The sequence below is a fragment of the Pseudomonas sp. PDM10 genome, assembly GCF_014852295.1.
Lineage (GTDB): Bacteria > Pseudomonadota > Gammaproteobacteria > Pseudomonadales > Pseudomonadaceae > Aquipseudomonas.
In genome coordinates, this window is sequence record NZ_JACVBJ010000005.1 from 405263 (window position 1) to 426676 (window position 21414).

At 60.2% G+C, this 21414-nt stretch carries 19 protein-coding genes; 14 read left to right on the forward strand and 5 right to left on the reverse strand.

The features are described from left to right. Positions 1 to 116 precede the first annotated feature (116 nt). From IB252_RS19470 to IB252_RS19510, 9 genes are all read left to right on the forward strand, one after another. Positions 117 to 734, forward strand: a complete 618-nt coding sequence (locus tag IB252_RS19470; RefSeq protein WP_192409965.1) for an NUDIX domain-containing protein — start codon at positions 117 to 119, stop codon at positions 732 to 734. After that, positions 725 to 1177, forward strand: a complete 453-nt coding sequence (locus tag IB252_RS19475; RefSeq protein ID WP_008153350.1) for a DUF1249 domain-containing protein — start codon at positions 725 to 727, stop codon at positions 1175 to 1177. Before IB252_RS19470 ends, IB252_RS19475 begins: the two co-directional genes overlap by 10 nt. A gap of 104 nt (positions 1178 to 1281) precedes the next feature. Then, positions 1282 to 2097, forward strand: a complete 816-nt coding sequence (gene cpdA / locus IB252_RS19480) for a 3',5'-cyclic-AMP phosphodiesterase (protein ID WP_192409966.1) — start codon at positions 1282 to 1284, stop codon at positions 2095 to 2097. Between the two features lie 204 nt (positions 2098 to 2301). Continuing rightward, a complete protein-coding gene (locus tag IB252_RS19485; RefSeq protein WP_008153348.1) occupies positions 2302 to 2910 on the forward strand; it encodes a YqiA/YcfP family alpha/beta fold hydrolase in 609 nt (202 codons plus the stop codon). A 54-nt stretch (positions 2911 to 2964) separates the two neighbouring features. Then, a complete protein-coding gene (gene parE / locus IB252_RS19490; RefSeq protein ID WP_192409967.1) occupies positions 2965 to 4869 on the forward strand; it encodes a DNA topoisomerase IV subunit B in 1905 nt (634 codons plus the stop codon). Further along, positions 4869 to 5858 (forward strand): esterase-like activity of phytase family protein, encoded by a 990-nt coding sequence (locus tag IB252_RS19495; protein ID WP_192409968.1) that lies wholly within the window; start codon positions 4869 to 4871, stop codon positions 5856 to 5858. The genes parE and IB252_RS19495 overlap by 1 nt, the downstream gene beginning before the upstream one ends. Then, positions 5855 to 6379 carry a TIGR02281 family clan AA aspartic protease gene (locus IB252_RS19500; protein ID WP_192409969.1) on the forward strand — a complete coding sequence of 175 codons (525 nt, stop codon included), beginning with the start codon at positions 5855 to 5857 and terminating at the stop codon, positions 6377 to 6379. The genes IB252_RS19495 and IB252_RS19500 overlap by 4 nt, the downstream gene beginning before the upstream one ends. Before the next feature lie 7 nt (positions 6380 to 6386). Continuing rightward, positions 6387 to 8654: a DNA topoisomerase IV subunit A gene (gene parC, locus IB252_RS19505; RefSeq protein WP_008153344.1), complete on the forward strand. Its 2268-nt coding sequence runs from the start codon at positions 6387 to 6389 to the stop codon at positions 8652 to 8654. A 176-nt stretch (positions 8655 to 8830) separates the two neighbouring features. Continuing rightward, the gene (locus IB252_RS19510) at positions 8831 to 9544 is read left to right on the forward strand and encodes a membrane integrity-associated transporter subunit PqiC (RefSeq protein WP_192409970.1); all 714 of its coding nucleotides are present in this window, start codon (positions 8831 to 8833) and stop codon (positions 9542 to 9544) included. Positions 9545 to 9793: 249 nt separating this feature from the next. Here IB252_RS19510 and IB252_RS19515 read toward each other — a convergent pair whose 3' ends face one another. Further along, the gene (locus IB252_RS19515) at positions 9794 to 11326 is read right to left on the reverse strand and encodes an AhpA/YtjB family protein (protein ID WP_111449280.1); all 1533 of its coding nucleotides are present in this window, start codon (positions 11324 to 11326) and stop codon (positions 9794 to 9796) included. Positions 11327 to 11461: 135 nt separating this feature from the next. Between IB252_RS19515 and serB the strand changes: the two genes are divergently transcribed. After that, a complete protein-coding gene (serB, locus tag IB252_RS19520) occupies positions 11462 to 12676 on the forward strand; it encodes a phosphoserine phosphatase SerB (protein WP_008153333.1) in 1215 nt (404 codons plus the stop codon). A 221-nt stretch (positions 12677 to 12897) separates the two neighbouring features. Here the strand turns inward: serB and IB252_RS19525 are convergent, their stop codons facing one another. Next, positions 12898 to 14676 (reverse strand): molecular chaperone, encoded by a 1779-nt coding sequence (locus IB252_RS19525; protein WP_192409971.1) that lies wholly within the window; start codon positions 14674 to 14676, stop codon positions 12898 to 12900. A 199-nt stretch (positions 14677 to 14875) separates the two neighbouring features. On the opposite strand from IB252_RS19525, the gene IB252_RS19530 reads away from it, so the two are divergent. Further along, positions 14876 to 15277 (forward strand): hypothetical protein, encoded by a 402-nt coding sequence (locus tag IB252_RS19530; RefSeq protein WP_042932429.1) that lies wholly within the window; start codon positions 14876 to 14878, stop codon positions 15275 to 15277. Between the two features lie 57 nt (positions 15278 to 15334). Here IB252_RS19530 and asd read toward each other — a convergent pair whose 3' ends face one another. Genes asd through IB252_RS19545 form a run of 3 tightly spaced genes read right to left on the reverse strand, consistent with a single transcriptional unit; the run spans position 15335 to position 18610 of the window. Continuing rightward, on the reverse strand, positions 15335 to 16195 hold the full coding sequence (asd, locus tag IB252_RS19535; protein WP_046045706.1) for an archaetidylserine decarboxylase: 861 nt from the start codon (positions 16193 to 16195) through the stop codon (positions 15335 to 15337). 18 nt (positions 16196 to 16213) lie between these two features. Then, a complete protein-coding gene (gene rhdA, locus IB252_RS19540; protein ID WP_111449278.1) occupies positions 16214 to 17029 on the reverse strand; it encodes a thiosulfate sulfurtransferase in 816 nt (271 codons plus the stop codon). A 42-nt stretch (positions 17030 to 17071) separates the two neighbouring features. Then, entirely contained in the window at positions 17072 to 18610 is a 1539-nt protein-coding gene (locus IB252_RS19545) for an HDOD domain-containing protein (RefSeq protein WP_192409972.1), read from the reverse strand. A 166-nt stretch (positions 18611 to 18776) separates the two neighbouring features. Here IB252_RS19545 and motA point away from each other — a divergent pair, with 166 nt between their 5' ends. From motA to IB252_RS19560, 3 genes are all read left to right on the forward strand, one after another. Further along, positions 18777 to 19628, forward strand: a complete 852-nt coding sequence (gene motA / locus IB252_RS19550) for a flagellar motor stator protein MotA (protein ID WP_111449276.1) — start codon at positions 18777 to 18779, stop codon at positions 19626 to 19628. A 3-nt stretch (positions 19629 to 19631) separates the two neighbouring features. Further along, positions 19632 to 20666 carry a flagellar motor protein MotB gene (gene motB / locus IB252_RS19555; RefSeq protein WP_192409973.1) on the forward strand — a complete coding sequence of 345 codons (1035 nt, stop codon included), beginning with the start codon at positions 19632 to 19634 and terminating at the stop codon, positions 20664 to 20666. A 210-nt stretch (positions 20667 to 20876) separates the two neighbouring features. Continuing rightward, positions 20877 to 21146, forward strand: coding sequence for a hypothetical protein (locus IB252_RS19560; protein ID WP_192409974.1), 270 nt, complete (start codon positions 20877 to 20879; stop codon positions 21144 to 21146). Positions 21147 to 21414: the final 268 nt, after the last annotated feature.

Below are 21414 nucleotides of genomic sequence, written 5' to 3' on the forward strand. Positions count from 1 at the left end.
GCTGACTGGAAAGGGGCTGCATCAAAGGTCGTGGGCGCGTTAGGATGGCGCGAAGTCGAGGTTGCAAGTAACAAACAAGGAGCCTCATAACGGATTTGCAGTAAGCGAGGATTGTCATGACTGATTTTGCCAACGCCATACCGACCGCCATTGATATCGTTCGGCGCGAAAAGTGCTATGAGGGCTTCTACAAGCTCGATCGTGTGCACTTGCGCCACGAATTGTTTGCCGGTGGCATGAGTCGCGAGATCAATCGTGAAGTGTTCGTTCGCCACGATGCGGTGTGCGTGCTGCCGTACGATCCGCAGCGCGATGAAGTGGTGTTGATCGAGCAGTTTCGCGTCGGCGCTGTGGGCAAAACCGACAATCCATGGCTGATCGAACTGGTCGCCGGTCTGATCGACAAGGATGAAGTGCCGGAAGAAGTTGCTCACCGCGAAGCGCAGGAGGAAGCTGGGCTTGTGTTCGGGGCGCTCTGGCCGATGACCCAATATTTTCCATCGCCGGGCGGCAGCAATGAATTTGTGCACTTGTACCTGGGGCGTTGCGACAGCACCGGCGTCGGCGGCCTGCATGGGCTGGAGGAAGAAGCAGAAGATATCCGCGTCACGGTCTGGGCGTTCGAAGATGCCCTGCAGGCCGTACGCGACGGACGAATTGCCAACGCGGCCAGCATCATTGCCTTGCAATGGCTAGCTTTGAACCGCGTTGAAGTGAGGGGGTTATGGTCGTAAACAAACTGCGCGATCGCTACAGGGTCGACCTCGTGGGGCTGCAAGCCTCCTGCGAGGCCAACTACGCGCGCCTGATGCGACTGCTGCCGGACATGCGCAACGAACCGGAGGCGCGGCGCATTGCCGTGACCCACGGCGATCAGATGCTCGGCGTGCTGGCCCTCGAAGTCCTTCAAGTCTGCCCGTACACCACAACCTTGCAAGTGCGCCAGGAACACAGCCTGCCGTGGCTGCCGGTGCCGCAACTGGAAGTTCAGGTCTATCACGACGCGTGCATGGCCGAAGTCGTCAGCGCCGAACATGCGCGACGCTTTCGCGGTATCTATCCTTACCCGAATGCCTCAATGCATCAGCCGGACGAAAAGGCCCAGCTGAATATGTTCCTGGGTGAATGGCTGAGCCATTGCCTGGCCTGCGGACACGAGTATGCGGTTGTGCGGTAGCGGTAGTTGTGAACTGCGTCAGCTTCACAGGTTTCCCCTTTTGATCATCCCCCAGCATAATTGCGGCACTCATCCATCCCGTGATTCAGCCCTGGGAGAACGCCTTGCCGAGCGTATCCACATTGACCACCGCCGATTCGGCGTTGCTGGTGCAACTGTCCGACAGTCATCTGTTTGCCGAGGCGGACGGGACGTTATTGGGCATGAATACCCGTGACAGCCTGCAAAAAGTCATCGAGCTGGTGCGGCTTCAGCAGCCGCAGATCGACCTGATCATTGCCAGTGGCGATCTGTCTCAGGACGGAACGCTGGAGTCCTATCAACTGTTTCGCGACCTGACGCGGCAACTCGATGCGCCGGCGCGCTGGATTCCCGGCAATCATGATGAGCCGCAGATCATGGCTGAGGCTGCCGTGCAGAGTGCCTTGCTGGAGCCGGTGGTGGATATCGGTAACTGGCGCGTCACGTTGCTCGATTCGGCCGTACCGGGTTCGGTGCCGGGGTATTTGCAGGATGAGCAGCTACAGTTGCTGGCCCGCTCGTTGAGTGAGGCGCCGGAGCGGCATCATCTGGTGTGCTTCCATCATCATCCAGTGTCGATCGGGTGTGCGTGGATGGAGCCCATTGGATTGCGTAATCCTGAGGCGCTGTTTGCGGTGCTGGATCGGTTTCCACAAGTACGTGCTGTTTTGTGGGGGCATGTGCATCAGGAGATCGACCAGGATCGCAATGGCGTGCGGCTGATCGCCTCGCCTTCGACGTGTATTCAGTTCGAACCGGGCAGTGATGATTTCAAGGTCAGTGACCAGGCGCCGGGGTATCGGTGGTTGCGACTGTTGCCGGATGGCCAGCTGGAAACCGGCGTGGAACGTGTCACCGGCTTCGACTTCCAGGTGGATTACGGCTCCAGCGGCTACTGACTTTTTTGTCATTCAGCAGGACCGAGTCGCGGCTTTCGCGAGCAAGCCCGCTCCCACAGGGGATTTGTGAACGACACAGATCCAATGTGGGAGCGGGCTTGCTCGCGAAGGCGGCGGCACAGACACCCTCATTTCTGCGGATGTCCCCGATTCCCCCGACACCCTGTAAACTGCGCCTCTTTACCCGACGCACAGGGAGCTCAAATGTCTGGTTCGATCCTTTATATTCACGGTTTCAACAGTGCGCCTTCGTCTAAAAAGGCCACGCAGTTGGTACAGGTAATGGAGCGTCTGGGCTTGAGCGATCAGTTGCGCGTCCCGGCCTTGCATCACCATCCGCGTGAGGCCATCGGTCAGCTAAACAAGGCGATTGAGGAGCTTGGGCGGCCACTGCTGGTCGGCAGCTCACTCGGCGGCTACTATGCGACTCACCTGGCCGAGCGCCATGGCCTCAAGGCCCTGTTGATCAACCCTGCCGTCAGTCCGCACCGGATGTTCGACGGGTATCTGGGGACGCAGAAAAACCTGTATACCGATGAGGCCTGGGAATTGACCCACGACCACGTGACGGCCCTGGCCGAGCTGGAAGTGCCGGCGCCCCAGGACCCGCAGCGGTATCAGGTGTGGTTGCAGACCGGCGATGAAACGCTGGACTACCGCCTCGCCCAGCAGTATTACCGGGCCTGTGCCTTGCGCATCCAGGCCGGCGGCGACCATAGCTTCCAGGGTTTTGCCGAGCAATTGCCGGCAATGCTGAGTTTTGCCGGCATCGGCGCAGATTTGTATCAGGCGATTGATTTCACTGCACTGTGAGTCGTCACCTCTTTTTCACAGAACACTCTTTTTACAGGCGGACGACGAGACCCCATGGCCACTCCCAGCGCTAGCTCTTATAACGCAGACGCCATCGAAGTCCTCTCGGGCCTCGACCCGGTGCGCAAACGCCCCGGCATGTACACCGACACCAGTCGGCCGAACCACCTCGCCCAGGAAGTCATCGACAACAGCGTCGACGAAGCCTTGGCCGGGCACGCAACCTCGGTGCAGGTCATCCTGCACGCCGATCACTCCCTGGAAGTCAGCGATGACGGCCGTGGCATGCCGGTGGATATCCACGCCGAAGAAGGCGTGTCGGGCGTCGAGCTGATCCTCACCAAGCTCCATGCGGGCGGCAAGTTTTCCAACAAGAACTACCAGTTCTCCGGCGGTCTGCACGGGGTAGGTATTTCCGTGGTCAACGCCTTGTCGAACGAAGTCCGGGTGCGTGTAAAGCGTGACGGCAACGAATACCAGATGACTTTCGCCGACGGTTACAAGAAAACCGAGCTGGAAATCATCGGTACCGTCGGCAAGCGCAACACCGGTACCAGCGTGTTCTTCGCGCCGGACCCGAAGTACTTCGATTCGCCGAAATTCTCCATCAGCCGCCTCAAGCACGTACTCAAGGCCAAGGCCGTTCTGTGCCCGGGGCTGCTGGTCAGTTTTGAAGACAAGGCCACCGGCGAGAAAGTCGAATGGCATTACGAAGACGGCCTGCGCTCCTATCTGGTGGACGCGGTCAGCGAATTCGAACGCCTGCCGGACGAACCGTTCTGCGGCAGCCTGGCCGGTAACAAAGAAGCGGTCGATTGGGCGCTGCTGTGGTTGCCGGAAGGTGGCGACAGCGTTCAGGAAAGCTACGTCAACCTGATCCCGACGGCGCAGGGCGGTACCCACGTCAACGGTCTGCGTCAGGGCTTGCTCGATGCGATGCGCGAGTTCTGCGAATTCCGCAGCCTGCTGCCACGCGGCGTGAAGCTGGCGCCGGAAGACGTCTGGGAACGCATCGCTTTCGTGCTGTCGATGAAGATGCAAGAGCCGCAATTCTCCGGCCAGACCAAAGAGCGTCTGTCGTCCCGTGAAGCGGCGGCATTCGTTTCCGGTGTGGTCAAGGACGCGTTCAGCCTGTGGCTCAACGCCAACCCGGAAACCGGCATGTTGCTGGCGGAACTGGCGATCAACAATGCCGGCCGTCGTCTGAAGGCCAGCAAGAAGGTCGAGCGCAAGCGCATCACGGCGGGGCCGGCACTGCCGGGCAAACTCGCCGACTGCGCCGGGCAGGACCCGATGCGTTCCGAGCTGTTCCTGGTGGAAGGTGATTCCGCCGGCGGTTCGGCCAAACAGGCACGAGACAAAGAATTTCAAGCGATCCTGCCGTTGCGCGGCAAGATCCTGAACACCTGGGAAGTCGATGGCAGCGAAGTGCTGGCCAGCCAGGAAGTGCACAACATCGCCGTGGCCATCGGTGTCGATCCGGGCTCGGCGGACATCGCTCAGCTGCGTTACGGCAAGATCTGCATCCTCGCCGACGCCGACTCCGACGGTCTGCACATCGCCACGTTGCTGTGCGCGTTGTTCGTCCAGCATTTCCGCCCGTTGGTGGATGCCGGTCACGTCTACGTCGCGATGCCGCCGTTGTACCGTATCGACCTGGGCAAAGAGATTTACTACGCCCTGGACGAAGCCGAGCGCGATGGCATCCTCGATCGTCTGGTGGCCGAGAAGAAACGCGGCAAGCCGCAGGTCACACGATTCAAAGGTCTGGGTGAAATGAACCCGCCACAGCTGCGCGAAACCACCATGGACCCGAACACTCGGCGTCTGGTGCAGCTGACGCTGGACGATTTTGAAGCGACCTCGGAAATGATGGACATGCTGCTGGCGAAGAAACGCGCCGGTGACCGCAAATCCTGGCTGGAATCCAAAGGCAATCTGGCCGAGGTTCTTGGCTGATGCGGGTTGGCTTTGCCCTGGCGTGTGCGTTACTTCTGACCTCGGTTTCGGTGTTTGCCGAACCGGTGCCGGAACTGCGCCTGTTGTCCGAGCATCCCGTTGACGGTATGCGCGGCGGCAACCTGTCAGGGTTGGCCCAGTGCGGCAAGGATATGTGGACGGTGTCGGATCGCGACGACGATCAGATTTACCGGCTCGATACCCGCGACAGGGTATGGCAAGCCGAAACCGTGGGCATCGGCGTGCCGCCGGTGCCAGACAGCGGTTTGCCCTGGGGCCTGCGTTCGCGGACCTGGCTGGCGTCGTTTGTCCGTGGCGGGGATCTGGATTTTGAAGGCATCACCTGCGACAGCGCCGGTAACCGCTATATCGTCAGCGAATCCCATGCGGCGATTCTGCAAGTGCCGCCCGTTGGGCCATCGTCCTGGCTGAAGATCTCGCCGATGCTGATTCGCGAAGCCCGGGCCAGCGGCATGCTGCTGCACTTCAATGCGTTGTTCGAGGGGCTGGCGATCAATCCGGCGGGTGATCAATTGTGGCTCGCCGCCGAGCGTCAGAGCCGTGGATTGTTGTTGATCAAGCGCAAACAAACGGTATGGGATTGCGATGGTGGCTGTGTGTTGCTGAGCGAAGCCGGGAAAGAAATGCAGCCGGCGCAGTTTCCCCGAGCCAAAGCAGTGTCCAGAGACTTTTCCGACCTGTCGCTGTTCAACGGCAAGCTGTTTACCCTTGAGCGCAACGCTTACCAGATCTGCCGCCGTGATCCGGTGACGGCCAAGGTCGAGCGCTGCTGGTCGTTTGCCGATGAAGCCTTGCAGGCGCATCGCCGCTATTCCAATCCTTACGGCCTGACCGAAGCGTTGATTGTTGACGCCGAGGGCGCGTGGATTGGCACCGACAACAACAACGATGCCCGCGCCGATGGCGAGGAACGTCCGATCGTCTGGCGCTTTGCCGCGCCTGAGGGCGGCTGGAGCGCCAAGCCGTGAGCCAGCAAACGCCGGGTAAACGCGCCGGCCGGGTATTTATGGTGCTGGCCTGGTGCGCGGCGCTGTTTCTGGCGACGCGGTTTTTCGGTCAGTGGGAGGCACGTCAGCAGAACCCCAACACCGTCATCAGCTCTGAGCAGGGCGAAGGTTTTATCGAAGTGAAACTGGCCAGCAACACACAGGGTCACTTCGTCGCCAGCGGCCAGATCAACGGCCAGCCGGTGGATTTCATGCTCGATACCGGGGCGACCGACGTGTCGATCCCGGCGGAATTGGCCGAACGGCTGAAACTGGAAAAAGGCTTCGGGGTGACCCTGAGCACAGCCAACGGTCGAACCCAGGGTTACCGAACCCGCATCGACCGGCTGCAACTGGGCGACATTGTGCTGCGTGATGTGCGCGCCCTCGTCGTGCCAGGCCTGGATGGCAAGCAAGTGCTGCTCGGAATGAGCGCGCTGAACAAACTTGAATTTACCCAGCGCGGTGGCACCATGCTGCTGCGCCAGACAACGAACCGATGAGGCCCGCATGAGCGACTCCCTTGATCTCAGCCTGGACGGTGTAGAACGCCGGTCACTGGCTGACTTCACCGAAAATGCCTACCTCAACTATTCCATGTACGTGATCATGGACCGTGCCTTGCCGCATATCGGCGACGGCCTGAAACCGGTACAGCGGCGCATCATCTACGCGATGAGCGAGTTGGGGCTGGACGCCGATTCCAAGCACAAGAAATCGGCGCGTACCGTCGGTGACGTACTTGGTAAGTTCCACCCGCACGGCGACTCGGCCTGCTACGAAGCCATGGTCCTGATGGCCCAGCCGTTCAGCTATCGCTACACGCTGGTCGACGGCCAGGGTAACTGGGGTGCGCCGGATGATCCCAAGTCCTTCGCCGCCATGCGTTACACCGAGGCGCGGCTATCGCGGTATTCCGAAGTGCTGCTCAGCGAACTGGGCCAGGGCACTGCGGACTGGGGGCCGAATTTCGACGGCACCCTCGACGAGCCGCTGGTGTTGCCGGCGCGTTTGCCGAACATCCTGCTCAACGGCACCACCGGCATCGCCGTGGGCATGGCCACCGACGTACCGCCGCACAACCTGCGCGAAGTCGCCACGGCGTGCGTGCGTTTGCTCGATGAGCCCAAAGCCACGGTCGAACAGCTCTGCGAGCACATCCAGGGGCCGGATTACCCGACCGAAGCGGAAATCATCACGCCGCGCGCCGACCTGCTGAAAATGTACGAAACCGGCAAGGGCTCGGTGCGCATGCGCGCCGTGTACCACATCGAAGACGGCGACATCATCGTCACGGCGCTGCCGCATCAGGTGTCTGGCGCCAAAGTGCTGGAACAGATCGCGGCCATGATGCAGGCCAAACCGTCGAAAGCCCCGCAGATCGCTGACTTGCGAGACGAATCCGACCACGAAAACCCGTGTCGGATCGTGATTATTCCGGGCGCACGCAAAAACTTTGACCACGATGCATTGATGACCCACCTGTTCGCCAGCACCGAGCTGGAGTCGAGCTACCGGGTCAACATCAACATCATCGGTCTGGACGGCAAGCCGCAGTTGAAAAACCTGCGTGCGCTGTTGGTCGAGTGGCTGGAGTTCCGGGTCCAGACTGTGCGTCGTCGTCTGCAATTCCGCCTCGACAAGGTCGAGCGTCGCCTGCACCTGTTGGACGGTTTGTTGATCGCCTACCTCAACCTGGATGAAGTGATCCACATCATCCGCACCGAGGAGCACCCGAAAGCCGCGCTGATCGCACGTTTCGCCCTGAGCGAAATCCAGGCCGACTACATTCTCGACACCCGTTTGCGTCAGTTGGCGCGACTGGAAGAAATGAAGCTGCGTGCCGAGCAGGATGAACTGCTCAAGGAACAGGCCAAGCTGCAAGCCCTGCTGAGCAGCGAAGCCAAGCTGAAAAAACTGGTGCGCACCGAGCTGATCAAGGACGCCGAAACCTACGGCGACGACCGTCGCTCGCCAATCGTCGAACGCGCTGAAGCCAAGGCCCTGACCGAGCACGATCTGCTGCCGAACGAGAAAGTGACCGTCGTCCTGTCGGAAAAAGGCTGGGTTCGTTCCGCCAAAGGTCACGAAATCGACGCCACCGGTCTTTCCTACAAGGCCGGGGATGGTTTCAAGGCCTTGGCGCCCGGACGTTCCAACCAGTTTGCGGTGTTTATCGATTCCACCGGTCGCAGCTATTCGGTGGCCGCGCACACGCTGCCATCGGCCCGAGGCCAGGGCGAACCGCTGACCGGTCGTCTGACGCCGCCGCCAGGGGCGAGCTTCGAATGCGTGCTGATGCCGGAAGACGATTCGCTGTATGTAATTGCGTCCGACGCCGGTTACGGTTTCGTGGTAAAAGGTGAGGACCTGCAAGCCAAGAACAAGGCGGGTAAGGCGCTGTTAAGTCTGCCGAACAACGCCAAGGTGATTCTGCCGCGTCCGGTGGCTGATCGTGAGCAAAACTGGCTCGCCTCGGTGACCACCGAAGGTCGCCTGCTGATCTTCAAAATCAGCGATCTGCCACAATTAGGTAAAGGTAAAGGTAATAAGATCATCGGGATTTCCGGCGAGCGTGTTGCCAGCCGGGAAGAATATGTCACGGACATCGCCGTTCTGCCGGATGGCGCCACATTGGTGCTGCAGGCCGGAAAACGTACCTTGTCACTAAAAGCGGACGACCTCGAACACTACAAAGGTGAGCGTGGACGTCGTGGGAACAAATTGCCACGTGGCTTTCAGAGGGTAGATGCGCTGCTCGTCGAAAACCTCAATTAGGCGTCCTAGAGCGCTCGATCTACGATTTAACGCGTAGATCGACGCTTTGGCGCTGGAGTCGGAACGCATATTCACGGATGATATGGCCTTTCAAGCGCCGGCGTGGCCGAGCGTTCTTCATATTTATTGAGTATTTTCACTGTGGTTAGCCTTGTGGCAACCACCTGGATGGGACGATGACTGCTCTGCGCCTTCCTTTTATTTTGATGCTCGCTGGCGTACTTGGCCTGGCGGGTTGCAGCGTTCACCAACCGGTGTCGCTGTATCAGCTGGACAGCGGAAGTCCGGCTCAGCCTGCGCAAAGCGCGGGCATGGCTGTATTGCTGGGTCCGGTAACGGTAGCCGATTATCTGCAACGCGAAACGTTGTTGCAGCGACAGCCGGATGGCAGCCTGCAAGCGTCGGCTGACGGTCGTTGGGCGGGTAGCCTGTCGTCGGATATCGATCAACTGCTGCTGCGTCAGGTCGCCGGTCATCTGGACAGCCAGCGCGTAGTGCTGGCGCCAGCGACAGTGGGCTTCACGCCGGATGTGCAGGTTCTCCTGACGATTACTCGCCTGGACTCGGGTGAGGCGCAACCGGCGATCCTTGATGCGCAATGGCGTCTGATCGACCGTCGTGGCCAGGTTCGTGATAACCGCATCATTCACCTGCAAGAGCAACATGCCGGTGGCACGGCGGCTCAGGTTCAGGCTCAGGGTGTGTTGTTGCAGCGTCTGGCCCAGCAACTGTCGACGGCCCTCAAGCCGCTGGCGAATCAGCCGCCGATCGCCGAAGCGCCGCGCAAACCGTCGTCTAAGCCTGTGGCCCCTGCTGCCGAGCAGGACAAACAGCCGAAGATCCCGATGGCGTCGCCGATCAGGACCGATATGGAAGTGTTCAGGTTCTGAGCCTGGATGGATTCAACACAAAGCCTGCAGAGATGCGGGCTTTGTTGTTTCTGCGGGTTGGGGATCTCCTTTGCTGCTGAGGGCCTCATCGCGAGCAGGCTCGCTCCCACAGGGGATATCTGATGACTCACAGAGGATGCGTCCACAGAAGATCCCTGTGGGAGCGAGCCTGCTCGCGATGAGGCCAGAGCAGGCAATAAAAAGCCCGCAGACGATTACTCGTCTGCGGGCTTTTTCATAACGGGGCTATTACGCCCGACGTTCGTGCATCCGCGCCAGTTGCCGCTCAAGCATCGACGGATAAGGCTCCATCAGCCGCTCTACGCAACAAGCGCCTTCCGGGCTTGCGATCGGTCGGATTCGAGCGCGCTGGCGGATCAGCGCGTCGTCACCGATCTTGCGCTCCACCAGCAACAGGTTGCGGCTGTGTTGCGACAGGGCCAGCGCATCCTGGGCGGTTTCGGTCAGCAGTAGATCGATCTGGCTCAGGCCGAACAGTTCGTCACCCAGGGTCAGGCCCAGTTGCAATTGCAGGGTGATGCCGCTGTCGGCGACTTCGATCTGCAACTGATGGCCCAGAGCCCGCAACAACTCACCGCAGCAGATGGCATTGGTCAGGTAGTCGTCGCCGCTGTCTTCGGTATGGAACAACATCAGCGTGCTGCCATCGTTCAGGGTGTGCAGCTCGCTCTGGTAGAGCGAGGCGGCCTGATCGAGGCAGTCGCGATAGCGTTTGAGCAGTTCTTCCAGGCGTGTGCGGGGCAGACGACGCAGCTGATCCTGAGCGCCCAGTTGCACGGCCAGCACCGCGCTGTGCTGCGGCACGTTCGACAGTTGCGGTTTGGCGACCGGTTTCGGTGCGGTCGAAGCTGATTCATCGCGCAAGTCGGCAAATGCATCGTCGTCATCATCGTCTTCAACGGTGCTGACAATGCGACGTGGCGCAGGTTTGAGGCCGGCCACAGGCTTGGATTCATCGAAACTCGGGTCACGCAAATTGCGCACTTCGAAGGTTGGCTCGTTATCGTCCGCGTCTTCGTAGTCGCTTTCGTCGTATTCAGGCTCGGGAGCAGGTTCCGGCTCGGCGGGCTCTGGTGCGAAGTCGGCGTGCAGCTGACGGGCCAGATCGCCGATCTCATCCTGACGCTCGGTGGCCGGGGTGTGTTCGTCGATATGGCGCAGCCACACCCGCAATTGCAGCAACGGCGTGGAGATGTGCCGACCCAGGCGCAGGCTCAAGGCCAGGGACAGCGCCAGCAGAATCGCGCTCAAAATGCCCATGCTTTGCAGGCTGATGGTCATCGGCTGCTGGAACTGATCCATGTCCAGGCTGATGCGCAGTTGCCCGGCGGTCACATCCTGGAAAGTGATCTTGCTCTGGTACATGCCTTCGGCTTCGCCCAGCAGGCTGTGCTTGGGGCGCTGACCGGCTTCGGCGAGGATGCGGTTATCCACGCTGTAGATGGCAGCGTGAGCCACCAGCTTGTTTTTGGTCAGGTTGTTGAGCAGCACATTGAGACTGAGGATGTCGTTGGACACCAACAGCTCTGTGGCGGACGTGGCAGTCTGGGTGGTCAGGCTTTCGCCCAGCGCATCCGCCTGCTCGTGCATGGCCTGCTTGAACTGCAAACCCATCACGCAGGCATAGATCACCAGGGCCAGAGCGACCAGGATCACGTTATGGCTGGCGATGCGCAATGCAATCGGTACACGGCGGTGGCGCAGTGCACGGAAGATCAGCAGAAAGAAGTTATCGGTTTTTACTGGCGTGGGCCGGTTCACTTGAGCTCGGCTCTTTTGTCCGTGGAGTTGACGCGCAGTATAGCGACAGGCCCTAGACCGTCAAAGCGCTCACGGTGCCCGATGGTCACTGAATGTGGGTAGAATGCGGTTTTTTTCCACCTGCGGGGGTGCGCCTTGCGCGAAATCGTCCTGATAAACATCACGGGAGTCGACCGTCCGGGTCTGACTGCGGCCATTACCGGCGTTCTGGCCCAGGGTGGTGTGAACATTCTCGACATCGGTCAGGCGGTGATCCACGACACCTTGTCGTTCGGCATCCTGGTTGAAATTCCTGACACCGAGCAAGGCAAGTCGGTGCTCAAGGACATCCTGTTCACGGCGTATAAGCTCGATCAGCAGGTGCGTTTCACGCCGGTGTCCGAAGAGGATTACCAGCAGTGGGTTGGCAATCAGGGCAAGAAACGCCACATCGTGACCCTGCTGACTCGCAAAGTGACCGCCGGGCAATTGCAGGCCGTGAGTTCGATTACCGCCAAATATGGCCTGAACATCGACCACATCGATCGTCTGTCCGGGCGCATGCCGCTGGACACCCCGGCCGATCAGGGCAAGGGCTGCATCGAGTTTTCCGTTCGTGGCGAAGCGGCGGATCCGCAAGCGCTGCGGGCCGAATTCCTCAGCGTCGCGCAGGAACTGAACGTTGATATCGCCTTCCAGGAAGATTCACTGTTCCGTCGTAACCGTCGCCTGGCGGTGTTCGACATGGACTCGACGCTGATCGAGGCCGAAGTCATCGACGAACTGGCCAAGGCTGCCGGCGTGGGCGATCAGGTGTCTGCGATCACCGAGCGGGCGATGGCCGGCGAATTGGACTTCCGCGCCAGCTTCAAGGAGCGCCTGGCCTTGTTGAAAGGGCTGGACGTCAGCGTGCTGGATTCCATCGGCGCCTCCCTGCGTCTGACCGAAGGTGCCGAAACACTGTTCGCCGAACTCAAGCGTCTGGGCTACAAGACCGCCATCCTGTCGGGCGGCTTTACCTACTTCGCCAAGCAATTGCAGGCCAAGCTGGGCATTGACTACGTGTTCGCCAACGAACTGGAAGTGGTGGACGGCAAAGTGACTGGCGTGGCGGTCGAGCCGATTGTTGATGCGCAACGCAAGGCGGATCTGCTGAAGGAACTGGCGCACAAGGAAGGTTTGCGTCTGGAACAGACCATTGCGGTCGGCGACGGCGCCAACGACTTGCCCATGCTGGCGATTGCCGGGTTGGGCGTGGCGTTCCGTGCCAAGCCGCTGGTCAAGCAGTCGGCGAAGCAGGCGATTTCCACCCTTGGGCTGGATGGCGTGCTGTATCTGCTGGGCTTCCGGGATCGCGACGGGCAGCTTTAAGTCTTGCATTGACTAAAAGGGCCTCTGTGGTGAGTAATGCTGTTCACTTAAGCGCGGGTGTTCACATTTGTGGCGAGGGGATTTATCGGAATGCCGCACCACCCCGTTCGGCTGCGCAGCAGTCGCAAATCCAGATAACTCGGTCTGCCTGAGAGAACGCTGGGGGCCGCTTCGCAGCCCAACGGGGACAAGTCCCCTCACCACAGGGATCTGCTACTCCCTCAAAGTGTTTTCCACAACGAATCAAAATCCTCCTCAGCGCCGCTCACTGCGGCGTTGTCGTTTTTCGCGGCCTCCAGTGGGCGGTAGGCGAACTGATTGAAACTGTTGGTGCTCGCCACCCGCCGCTCCAGCCCGACCCGACGTTCCTCGCCGTGGGTATTGATCATGACCTTATTGCCCTCCTGGAAGGGCAGGCGCGGCGCGAGCAGGGTGGCCGGCACGTCGATGGCGCTGATTTGCGGCAACAACAGACCTCGAAGGTATTGGCTGTGGTCATCACGGGTGCGTACCAATTGCAGGCCGCAAGGCTCGGCGCAGGGCGCAACCTGCTCGATGCCCATTTGCGTGCCGCCGCCGCGCACCTGGCGGATCCAGCGCACCACCGCGATGCTCCAACCCTGACCGGCAGAATCCTCGATACCGACCATCTCGCCTGCCTGTAACTCGGCCGGCACAGCGCCGGGCCAGGCCAGGCAGTAACCGCCGGGGCTGTGATTGATCACTGACAGAACATGGGTCGGGAAGTGCTGATTGCGGTCGGATGCTGCGTGGCTGTCGTCATTCTGAAGCTGCGGGTATTCGATCTCTTCGTAGGGCAACAGAGCGTCTGCATTGCCTTGGGGCGCGGCGTCGAAGGCCTGGTGCCATTGGTCCTTTTCCCGGCCGGTCGCTGACGTTACCGAAAACTTTGCAGGCCGGGCGCCCTGGTTTTTCAGGATGTCGCTGAATGAGCGTTGCCCACCCAGATAAAAGTGCAGCGCACTCATGCCTATGCACAGGGTCAACGTGCCTTGGCCAACGGTGCGATGGAAACTGCGCTCGGCCGTCTGGCCCCAGGCGGCATGAAGGTGTTGCAACGAGTCCAGGCTTAACCCTGTCGACATGGGCAGTGGCGATGAGCTGTCGTTTTTTTGCAAATGAGCTTCAATTGCCGCGACCAACGGCTGCGGATCAATCCCCAACAAGCTCTCTTGCTGCTCGGCGCGGAACTTGGTGCGGTAACGCGGTCCGGTGTCGAGGTCTGGCGCGACGGCAAATAACCCGGTGGCCGGTTTGCCGGGTTGCAGCTTGATCCATTGGCTCCAGGGTTCCAGCACTTCGGCCACCCGGGCAATCTGGTGCTGGCGCAGTTGGTTGCAGCGTGAGGCGCCCAGCAGCAAGGCGACCACGTACGTCTGTTCGATGCTCAGGGTTTGCGTCTGGTTGGCCAGCTCATCGCGCAGGCTCGTGTGCTGGAGCCGGTGCGCGCAGGCGATCCGGTAGAGTTGATGCAGCTCCAGCCACAGGCCTTCCGGCACGGGGCAATAGAGTTTGGTCGCGCGAATCAGCGACCCGTTCAGGCAATGGAGCGCCCGTTGCAGCGCCTGGGTCAGCAGCGGCGCACGGTCCTTGCTGAACGTTGGTGTGATGCGCACGACAATTTGTTTATAACCAATGGCCAAGTGACTTTGCAGCGCCTGGCAGAGGTTGGCGATCTTGCGGGAACGCTCGTCGAGGACAATCGACTGATGCAGGAAATGCTGCTCAAGGTGTTTGCAGACGTAATACACCTCGGGCCGCAGCAGTTCGAGCAATTGCAGGCGATTGTCACTGGGCGTGAACAGCTGGTTGAGTTCGCTCAAGCCTTGATACAGCTGGCGAGCGGTTTCGCCGATGTTGGCTTTGGGCAGATTGGCGATCCAGCGCTTGAGGTCGCGCGGGGTGGCTTCACAGAACGACAGACGCACCTGCAGCGGGACGGGCGCGCGTAGCAGAAGATGGGGGCTGGTCTCATTCATGCCGTGAAAAAACTCCAACCGGTAAATGGGCAGTGAATGACCTGACTGTAGCAGCTATGGGTTTTTACCGTTTGTCTGTCAGTCGAGTGCCATCCGGGCGTACTACTAATCTGACAGTCGTGCGACTGGATACGCACGGTCGTACGGCCTGCTGCCTACGCAGGGCAGGTCTCTTTGTAACTTCAAGGAGATGAAGTTTATGTCTAGATATGTAGTGGCAAATCAATGGGGCGGTAGTTCGGCACCCTGGCATCCGGGCGGAGACTGGACGCTAGGCGCGCGGGACAACCAGAACGTTGTCGCGATCGAGATCAAATCGGGCGATGGCGGCAAGAGTTTCACCGGCACCATGACGTATGCGGGTGAAGGTCCCATTGGCTTCAAGGCTCAGCGCACGGGCCAGAACCAGTACAACGTTGAAAATCAGTGGGGCGGCAACGACGCTCCATGGCATCCGGGTGGCAAATGGGTCATCGGCGGCCGTGATAATCAGAACGTTGTGGCGTTGAGCGTGACCTCCAGTGATGGAGGGAAAAACCTCAGTGGCACCAATACCTACGCTAACGAAGGGCCGATCGGCTTCCGTGGACAGATAGAGTAACGGCACCCACCGAAATGTCCGGCCCCGCGAAGACGTTCGCGGGGTTCGGATCAGGGATCAGGCTTTTGCCAGGCCCATGCCCTGGCCCATCTGCACCGGCGAACCGGCCGCCAGCTCTTCAGCCCATTTCACTTGATCAGGCCCGAACAGCACGACAGCGGTCGAACCCAGTTTGAAGCGGCCCAGTTCTGCACCTTTCTCCAAATGGATCGGTGCACGGGCAGCTTCGTCGTAGCGGAAGGTTTTCAGCTCGCGTTTCGGCGGCGTGACCAACCCGGCCCAAACGGTTTCGATCGACGCAACGATCATCGCGCCCACCAGCACCACGGCCATCGGCCCGCGCTCGGTGTCGAAAATGCACGCCACACGCTCATTGCGGGCGAACAGTTCCGGAACGTTTTCGGCGGTGGTCTGGTTGACCGAGAAGATCCGGCCGGGGATGTAGACCATCTCGCGCAGGGTGCCGGCCAACGGCATGTGCACGCGGTGGTAGTCCTTCGGCGACAGATAAATAGTCGCGAAGTCACCGCCCATGAACGGCGCTGCGTTGGCAGCGTCGCCGCCCAGCAATTCCAGCACGCTGAAGCTGTGGCCCTTGGCCTGGAACACTCGACCGTGTTCGATCGGGCCGAGTTGGCTGACCGCGCCGTCGGCCGGGCTGAGGATCGCGCCAGGCGTCTCGTCCAGCGGGCGAGCGCCGTCTTTCAAGGCGCGAGTGAAGAACGCATTGAAGTGCTCGTAAGCGGTCAGGTCTTCGACCAGCGCCTGCGACATGTCCACCTGATAACGCTTGGCGAACCAGGCGGTGAAGGCGTTCTTGAACCAGCGTACGCGGCATTCGGCGATGCAGCCGGCCAGGCGCGACAGCAGGTGATGGGGCAGCAGGTATTGGCTGAGGATAAACAAACGCTTATTCATTAACTGTCCTTAAAAACCTTAAATCTCTACGGGCGTATCGGGGTGGTTGCCCCATTCGCCCCAGGAACCGGCGTAGCCTTTGACCCGCGGATAACCGAGGGATTTGGCCACCAGATAGGTGAAGCCAGAACGATGGTGTGTCTGGCAGTGGGTAATCACTTCTTTGTCTTTGCTGATCCCGAGTTTTTCCAGGATCTGCGGCATGTCGGTGCGGATGCGCAGGTTGCGCGCCTGATCCATGCCTGCAGTCCATTCGAAATTGACCGCGCCGGGAATGTGCCCGGCCTTGGCCGCCAGGACTTTCTCGCCGGAGTACTCCAGCGGCCCGCGTGCGTCCCAGATCGCCAGATCGGCGGCACCGAGACGGCTTTGCAGGTACTCGCGGGTGGCCGTGGGTTCGTCGTGCAGGGTCAGCGCAACCGGGCCGCCGACCGGCGCCGGGATCTGGATCGACATGGGCAAGCCTTCTGCCAGCCAGGCCTTCAGGCCGCCGTCGACATAGTGGTACTTGCTATGGCCGATGACATCCAGCAGCCAGATAAAGCGCCCGGCCCAACCGCCGCCTTCGTCGTCATAGACGACATAGACCGCATCGGGGTTGTGTCCCAGCTCACCGAACAATGCTTCGAGCGCCGCTTGCGGCGGCATCAGCCCCGGCGCAGGTGGGTGACCGAGTTGCGTGCGTTTCGGATCGACAAAACGCGCACCGGGGATATGCCCTTCGGCATAGCGGGCGCTGCTGGTCAGGTCCACCAGAATCAGTTCGCGGGCGTCAAGACGAGGGAGCAAGTCGCTCGGCTCGATCACCAGCGGCAAGCCAGAGAAGTCAGACATGTGAGGTCTCCAGAGCACAAAAGGGAGGATTGTATAGCAGCGTCATTGGCCGCGCTGACTAAAGCTGTGCAGTGCCTTTTCGATGCACTGCGCGGTTTTGCCGAAGGCTTGTACGGTGATTTCCGAGAACGGCCCGCCGCCCTGATCCGCCACCACAATCATGATCACCCGACCATTATTGACCAGTGAACGCAGCAGCAAGTGTTCGCCGCCGAACTGTGAGCGCAGGCTGGCCGGCAGCATGGCCGAGAATTGTGCGTTGTTGGCCGGCGTCAGGCGCACTTGGGCCTGTTGCGAAAGCAGGCGTTGCAGCACGGTGCTCTGGCTGACGACGAAGTTCAGACCGGCCACTTCTTTTGGCAGCCCGGCCGTTTGATGCACCCGCAGATTGGCGTGAGTACGGTCGGCCATCAGGATCATCACCCGACGCATGCCGCACGCGACCAAAGCGTCCCGGGCAGAGGTGGTCAAGTGCATGGCATTGGTGAAGCGGCTGGGCTCGACCAGCAACTCGGCACACTGTCTGCGCCATTTCGCCAGGTCTTCGGCCGTCGGCGCCGGGGCCGGCAGCAAGCCTGCGTGCACGCGGATCATGCCCCACGGCCAGATCAGTGAAACGGCCGGGTGCCAAAGGTCCGGCATGGCGTGATGGCGGGCGCTGTTGGCGGCCTGTTGGTGCAACTGCTGCTGCACCTCGTCCATCGGCATTTGCAGGTAAAGGCTGGTCAGGTACTGCCAGCGTTCACTGTGCGGACTGTCCCAGGCCTGTTGCGCCGACAGCGCCAGACCGTTGGCCAGCAGCACCGTATTGGCCGGTTGATTGAGCCAGCGGCGCAGGGTCGGATCGTCATCGAGGCGGTTCTGCTGGCGCAATGGATGATCGCTGTCGCGCGCGATGCGCAGCACTTTCACCAGCTCACGTTGCTCGTTGAGCAGCAGCCGGTAACCCTGCTGCACCCAGATCGGCAGGCGCCAGATGTCCACGAGCGCCAGGCAGATATCCAGCAGGCGCGCGCCGAACAATTGCTTTTCGACTTTGCGCGCCGACTCGCCTTTGTGGATGACCCGCAGCTCCCACTCTTCGAGCAACTGCGGATGAGTCAACGCCATCGGCCAGAGCGGCGAGAGAAACAAAAGGCTGCCCCAGTGGATGTCCTGCCACAGCCGCGCCAGGCGACTGGCGAAAAAACCGTTGGCCTGTTGGGTCGCGTGCTGGCTGATCAGCTGTAGCTGACGCAGGGCGATCGGGATCTCCGATTGCGGCTGGGCAGGCAACCGGGCGAGCAGTTCTTCGGTGCGCTTCAAACCGAGGCGATTGATCGCCACCTCAAGGTTTTCCGCAGGCTCGGTCATGCTGCCGTGGGTGTGGCGATTGGCTTCGCGAATCACGCTCAAGGCCAGCGCCGGGCTGTCCTGTATCAGTTCGGCGATATCGCGCAGGGAGCTGCGACTGTTGGCGATGGCCTTGCAGACACGGTCATGACTGGCTTGCGGAACCGGCAGGCGCACGCCATCGAGAAGCTTGACCCAGCCTTCGAGAGTGGTCGGTTTTGGAGTTGGAACGTTCGTTTCGTTAGCCATGTCTGGACGCGATCATCGTCTGCATTACCTATGCCCGGAGCGGGCCAAATTGGCTTTTCGCCTGAACTGGCTATAGTCTGGCGCAGTTTTGCCGATAAGTAGAAGAAGAGATTTTTTAACTTCCGAATATGACCTTGAACCCGACTCAGTAAGTGCTCTCCTACCTATGGCTAAATTAATCGGCATCATCGTCGTATTCGCGAGCGTGCTCGGCGGATACGTGCTCTCCCACGGCAAAATTGCCGCCCTGATTCAGCCCTTTGAGGTGATGATTATTGGTGGTGCGGCCCTCGGTGCATTCCTGCAGGCCAACCCCGGTTACATGACCATGCACGTGCTCAAGAAATCCTTGGGCATGTTCAGTTCGCGTTTCAACCACACTTTTTATCTGGAAGTGCTGGGCCTGATCTACGAGATCCTCAACAAGAGCCGCCGCGAAGGCATGATGGCTATTGAGGGCGACATTGAAGACGCCGCTGCGAGCCCGATCTTCGCCAAATACCCTGCGGTATTAAAAGACGAACGCATGACCGCGTTCATCTGCGATTACCTGCGCATCATGTCTTCCGGCAACATGGCGCCCCATGAGCTTGAAGGCCTGTTCGACATGGAGCTTTACAGCCTCAAGGAAGACCTCGAGCATCCATCCCACGCGGTGAACGGTATTGCCGACGCCATGCCGGGTTTCGGTATCGTCGCGGCGGTACTCGGTATCGTGGTGACCATGGCTTCCCTGGGTGAAGGTGATCAGAAATCCATCGGCCTGCACGTCGGTGCAGCCCTCGTCGGTACCTTCTTCGGTATTCTCGCGGCGTATGGTTTCTTTGGTCCGCTGGCCCACTCCCTGGCCCACGATGCCAAGGAAGAACTCAACATCTACGAAGCCATCAAGGCCTCGCTGGTCGCTTCGGCTTCCGGCATGCCGCCATCGCTGGCGGTAGAGTTCGGTCGTAAAGTTCTGTACCCGGCGCACCGTCCTAGCTTTGCTGAGCTGGAACAAGCGGTCCGCGGACGTTAATTCATGGAAAATAACCAGCCGATAATCATCAAGCGCGTCAAGCGCATCGCCGGCGGGCATCACGGGGGCGCCTGGAAAATCGCCTTCGCGGACTTCGCGACGGCGATGATGGCGTTCTTCCTGGTGCTGTGGCTGCTGTCGACCGCAACGCCTGAACAGAAGATCGCCATTGCCGGTTACTTCAAGGACCCGGTCGGCTTTTCCGAAAGCGGCACGCCGTACATCATCGACCTGGGCGGCACACCGACCCTGGCGCCGGAGAACACCCTCAACCCCGAGGTGAAATCCCAGCCGCAGCCAGACAAGGTGACCATCGACACCGAGCAGGTTGAAGGCATGGCCGAGCAGGTCGAGAAGGAGCGTCTCGAGCTGTTGCTGCAAGAACTGCAGACCAAGGTCGAAGAGAACCCGCAGCTGAAGAAATTCAAAGACCAGATCAGTTTCGAAATCACGCCGGACGGTTTGCGCATCCAGATCGTGGACGCCGAAAACCGGCCGATGTTCGACTCAGGCTCAGCTCGTCTGAAACCGTACTTCGAAGACATCCTGCTGGCCATGGCCGACACCATCAAAGCAGTGCCGAACAAGATCAGCATCAGCGGCCACACCGATGCCAAGCCGTACACGGGCACCGGTGACTTTGGTAACTGGGAGCTTTCGGCCAACCGTGCCAACGCTGCCCGTCGTGCGCTGGTCGCCGGCAGCTATCCGGATGCGCAGGTGGCGCGCGTCGTCGGTTATGCCTCATCGGCGTTGTTCGATCGCGAGCACCCGTTCAATCCGATCAATCGCCGTATCGACATTATTGTGCTGACCAAGAAAGCCCAGCGTGCCATCGAAGGTTCGCAAGGTGCGGAACCGGCTCCAGAAACAACGCCGGCGCAAGGGCAGGGCGGCCCGGGCGAAGTACCCGCCAAGCCAGCCGACCCTAACGCGTTACCGGCAGATAAAGAGCCGTTGCCGGCGCATGAGCTTCGTGAACGGTTGAATTTGTTCGACAACCCGGCGCCGAAGCCGGGTGAACCGCCGAAGCAGTGACCCATGAAAAAGCCGACAGAGATGTCGGCTTTTTTGTGTCTGTTGTTTGTGCGTTGGTGGTGGCTATAGGAACGATCTGAAATTTCGTGCTGGGGTTCTCAGTCGTACAAACATCTGACTATAGTTCCGCCGTTGCTGCCAACGCGGTGACCGATCTTAGCCGGTCGAACCACAGATGAAATCTCTCGAAATTATCCGGAGTTTTGACCCATGGCTAAGTATCACCCGCTCCAAGGCAACTTCAGCGTCGGCCCGACGCTGTACATCGACACCGAAGCCCGCGCTTCCGATCTTCTTGAAACCGCCGTCCATCGACTTAAAGCCGCGCGTAATCTGCTCAACAGCGTCACCTGCCTGTGCATCAAAAACGCCGAAGGCCATGATCTGGAGCATTTCGCCAATACTGCGCACATGTTGATCCAGGATGGCTGTGATGCCTTGGATGTGCTGGGGTGGACGCTGGAAAAAGCTGCACGCTGAAGATCAGAAAGCCGAGATCATCGCGTAATTCAGGTCACTTGAACGCGCGTCCGGCCAAGCCACCTTCCTGATCCCAACGGTTAGGGCGATGGTGTCCACCTAAGTGGACGCCATTTTTAGCCTCAATAAGCGGGGCACCATGAGAGCCAGCACTGCGTGGGCGGACGCTCGCGTCACTCACGCCCAATCTTTTATCTCGCTTCGCAGGACCTGCATCAAAATCCGCGGAGGAATATCAGGAATTTTGCACGCTATCAGAGCCTCTGAT

What these genes read in the sequence shown, in the direction of transcription:
- IB252_RS19510 (WP_192409970.1), top strand. Translation starts at nt 8,831, where the DNA reads ATGACTGCTCTGCGCCTTCCTTTTATTTTGATGCTCGCTGGCGTACTT.
- IB252_RS19530 (WP_042932429.1), top strand. Translation starts at nt 14,876, where the DNA reads ATGTCTAGATATGTAGTGGCAAATCAATGGGGCGGTAGTTCGGCACCC.
- IB252_RS19545 (WP_192409972.1), bottom strand. Translation starts at nt 18,610, where the DNA reads ATGGCTAACGAAACGAACGTTCCAACTCCAAAACCGACCACTCTCGAA.
- IB252_RS19485 (WP_008153348.1), top strand. Translation starts at nt 2,302, where the DNA reads ATGTCTGGTTCGATCCTTTATATTCACGGTTTCAACAGTGCGCCTTCG.
- IB252_RS19470 (WP_192409965.1), top strand. Translation starts at nt 117, where the DNA reads ATGACTGATTTTGCCAACGCCATACCGACCGCCATTGATATCGTTCGG.
- asd (WP_046045706.1), bottom strand. Translation starts at nt 16,195, where the DNA reads ATGAATAAGCGTTTGTTTATCCTCAGCCAATACCTGCTGCCCCATCAC.
- IB252_RS19525 (WP_192409971.1), bottom strand. Translation starts at nt 14,676, where the DNA reads ATGAATGAGACCAGCCCCCATCTTCTGCTACGCGCGCCCGTCCCGCTG.
- motA (WP_111449276.1), top strand. Translation starts at nt 18,777, where the DNA reads ATGGCTAAATTAATCGGCATCATCGTCGTATTCGCGAGCGTGCTCGGC.
- parE (WP_192409967.1), top strand. Translation starts at nt 2,965, where the DNA reads ATGGCCACTCCCAGCGCTAGCTCTTATAACGCAGACGCCATCGAAGTC.
- rhdA (WP_111449278.1), bottom strand. Translation starts at nt 17,029, where the DNA reads ATGTCTGACTTCTCTGGCTTGCCGCTGGTGATCGAGCCGAGCGACTTG.
- parC (WP_008153344.1), top strand. Translation starts at nt 6,387, where the DNA reads ATGAGCGACTCCCTTGATCTCAGCCTGGACGGTGTAGAACGCCGGTCA.
- IB252_RS19495 (WP_192409968.1), top strand. Translation starts at nt 4,869, where the DNA reads ATGCGGGTTGGCTTTGCCCTGGCGTGTGCGTTACTTCTGACCTCGGTT.
- IB252_RS19560 (WP_192409974.1), top strand. Translation starts at nt 20,877, where the DNA reads ATGGCTAAGTATCACCCGCTCCAAGGCAACTTCAGCGTCGGCCCGACG.
- IB252_RS19475 (WP_008153350.1), top strand. Translation starts at nt 725, where the DNA reads ATGGTCGTAAACAAACTGCGCGATCGCTACAGGGTCGACCTCGTGGGG.
- motB (WP_192409973.1), top strand. Translation starts at nt 19,632, where the DNA reads ATGGAAAATAACCAGCCGATAATCATCAAGCGCGTCAAGCGCATCGCC.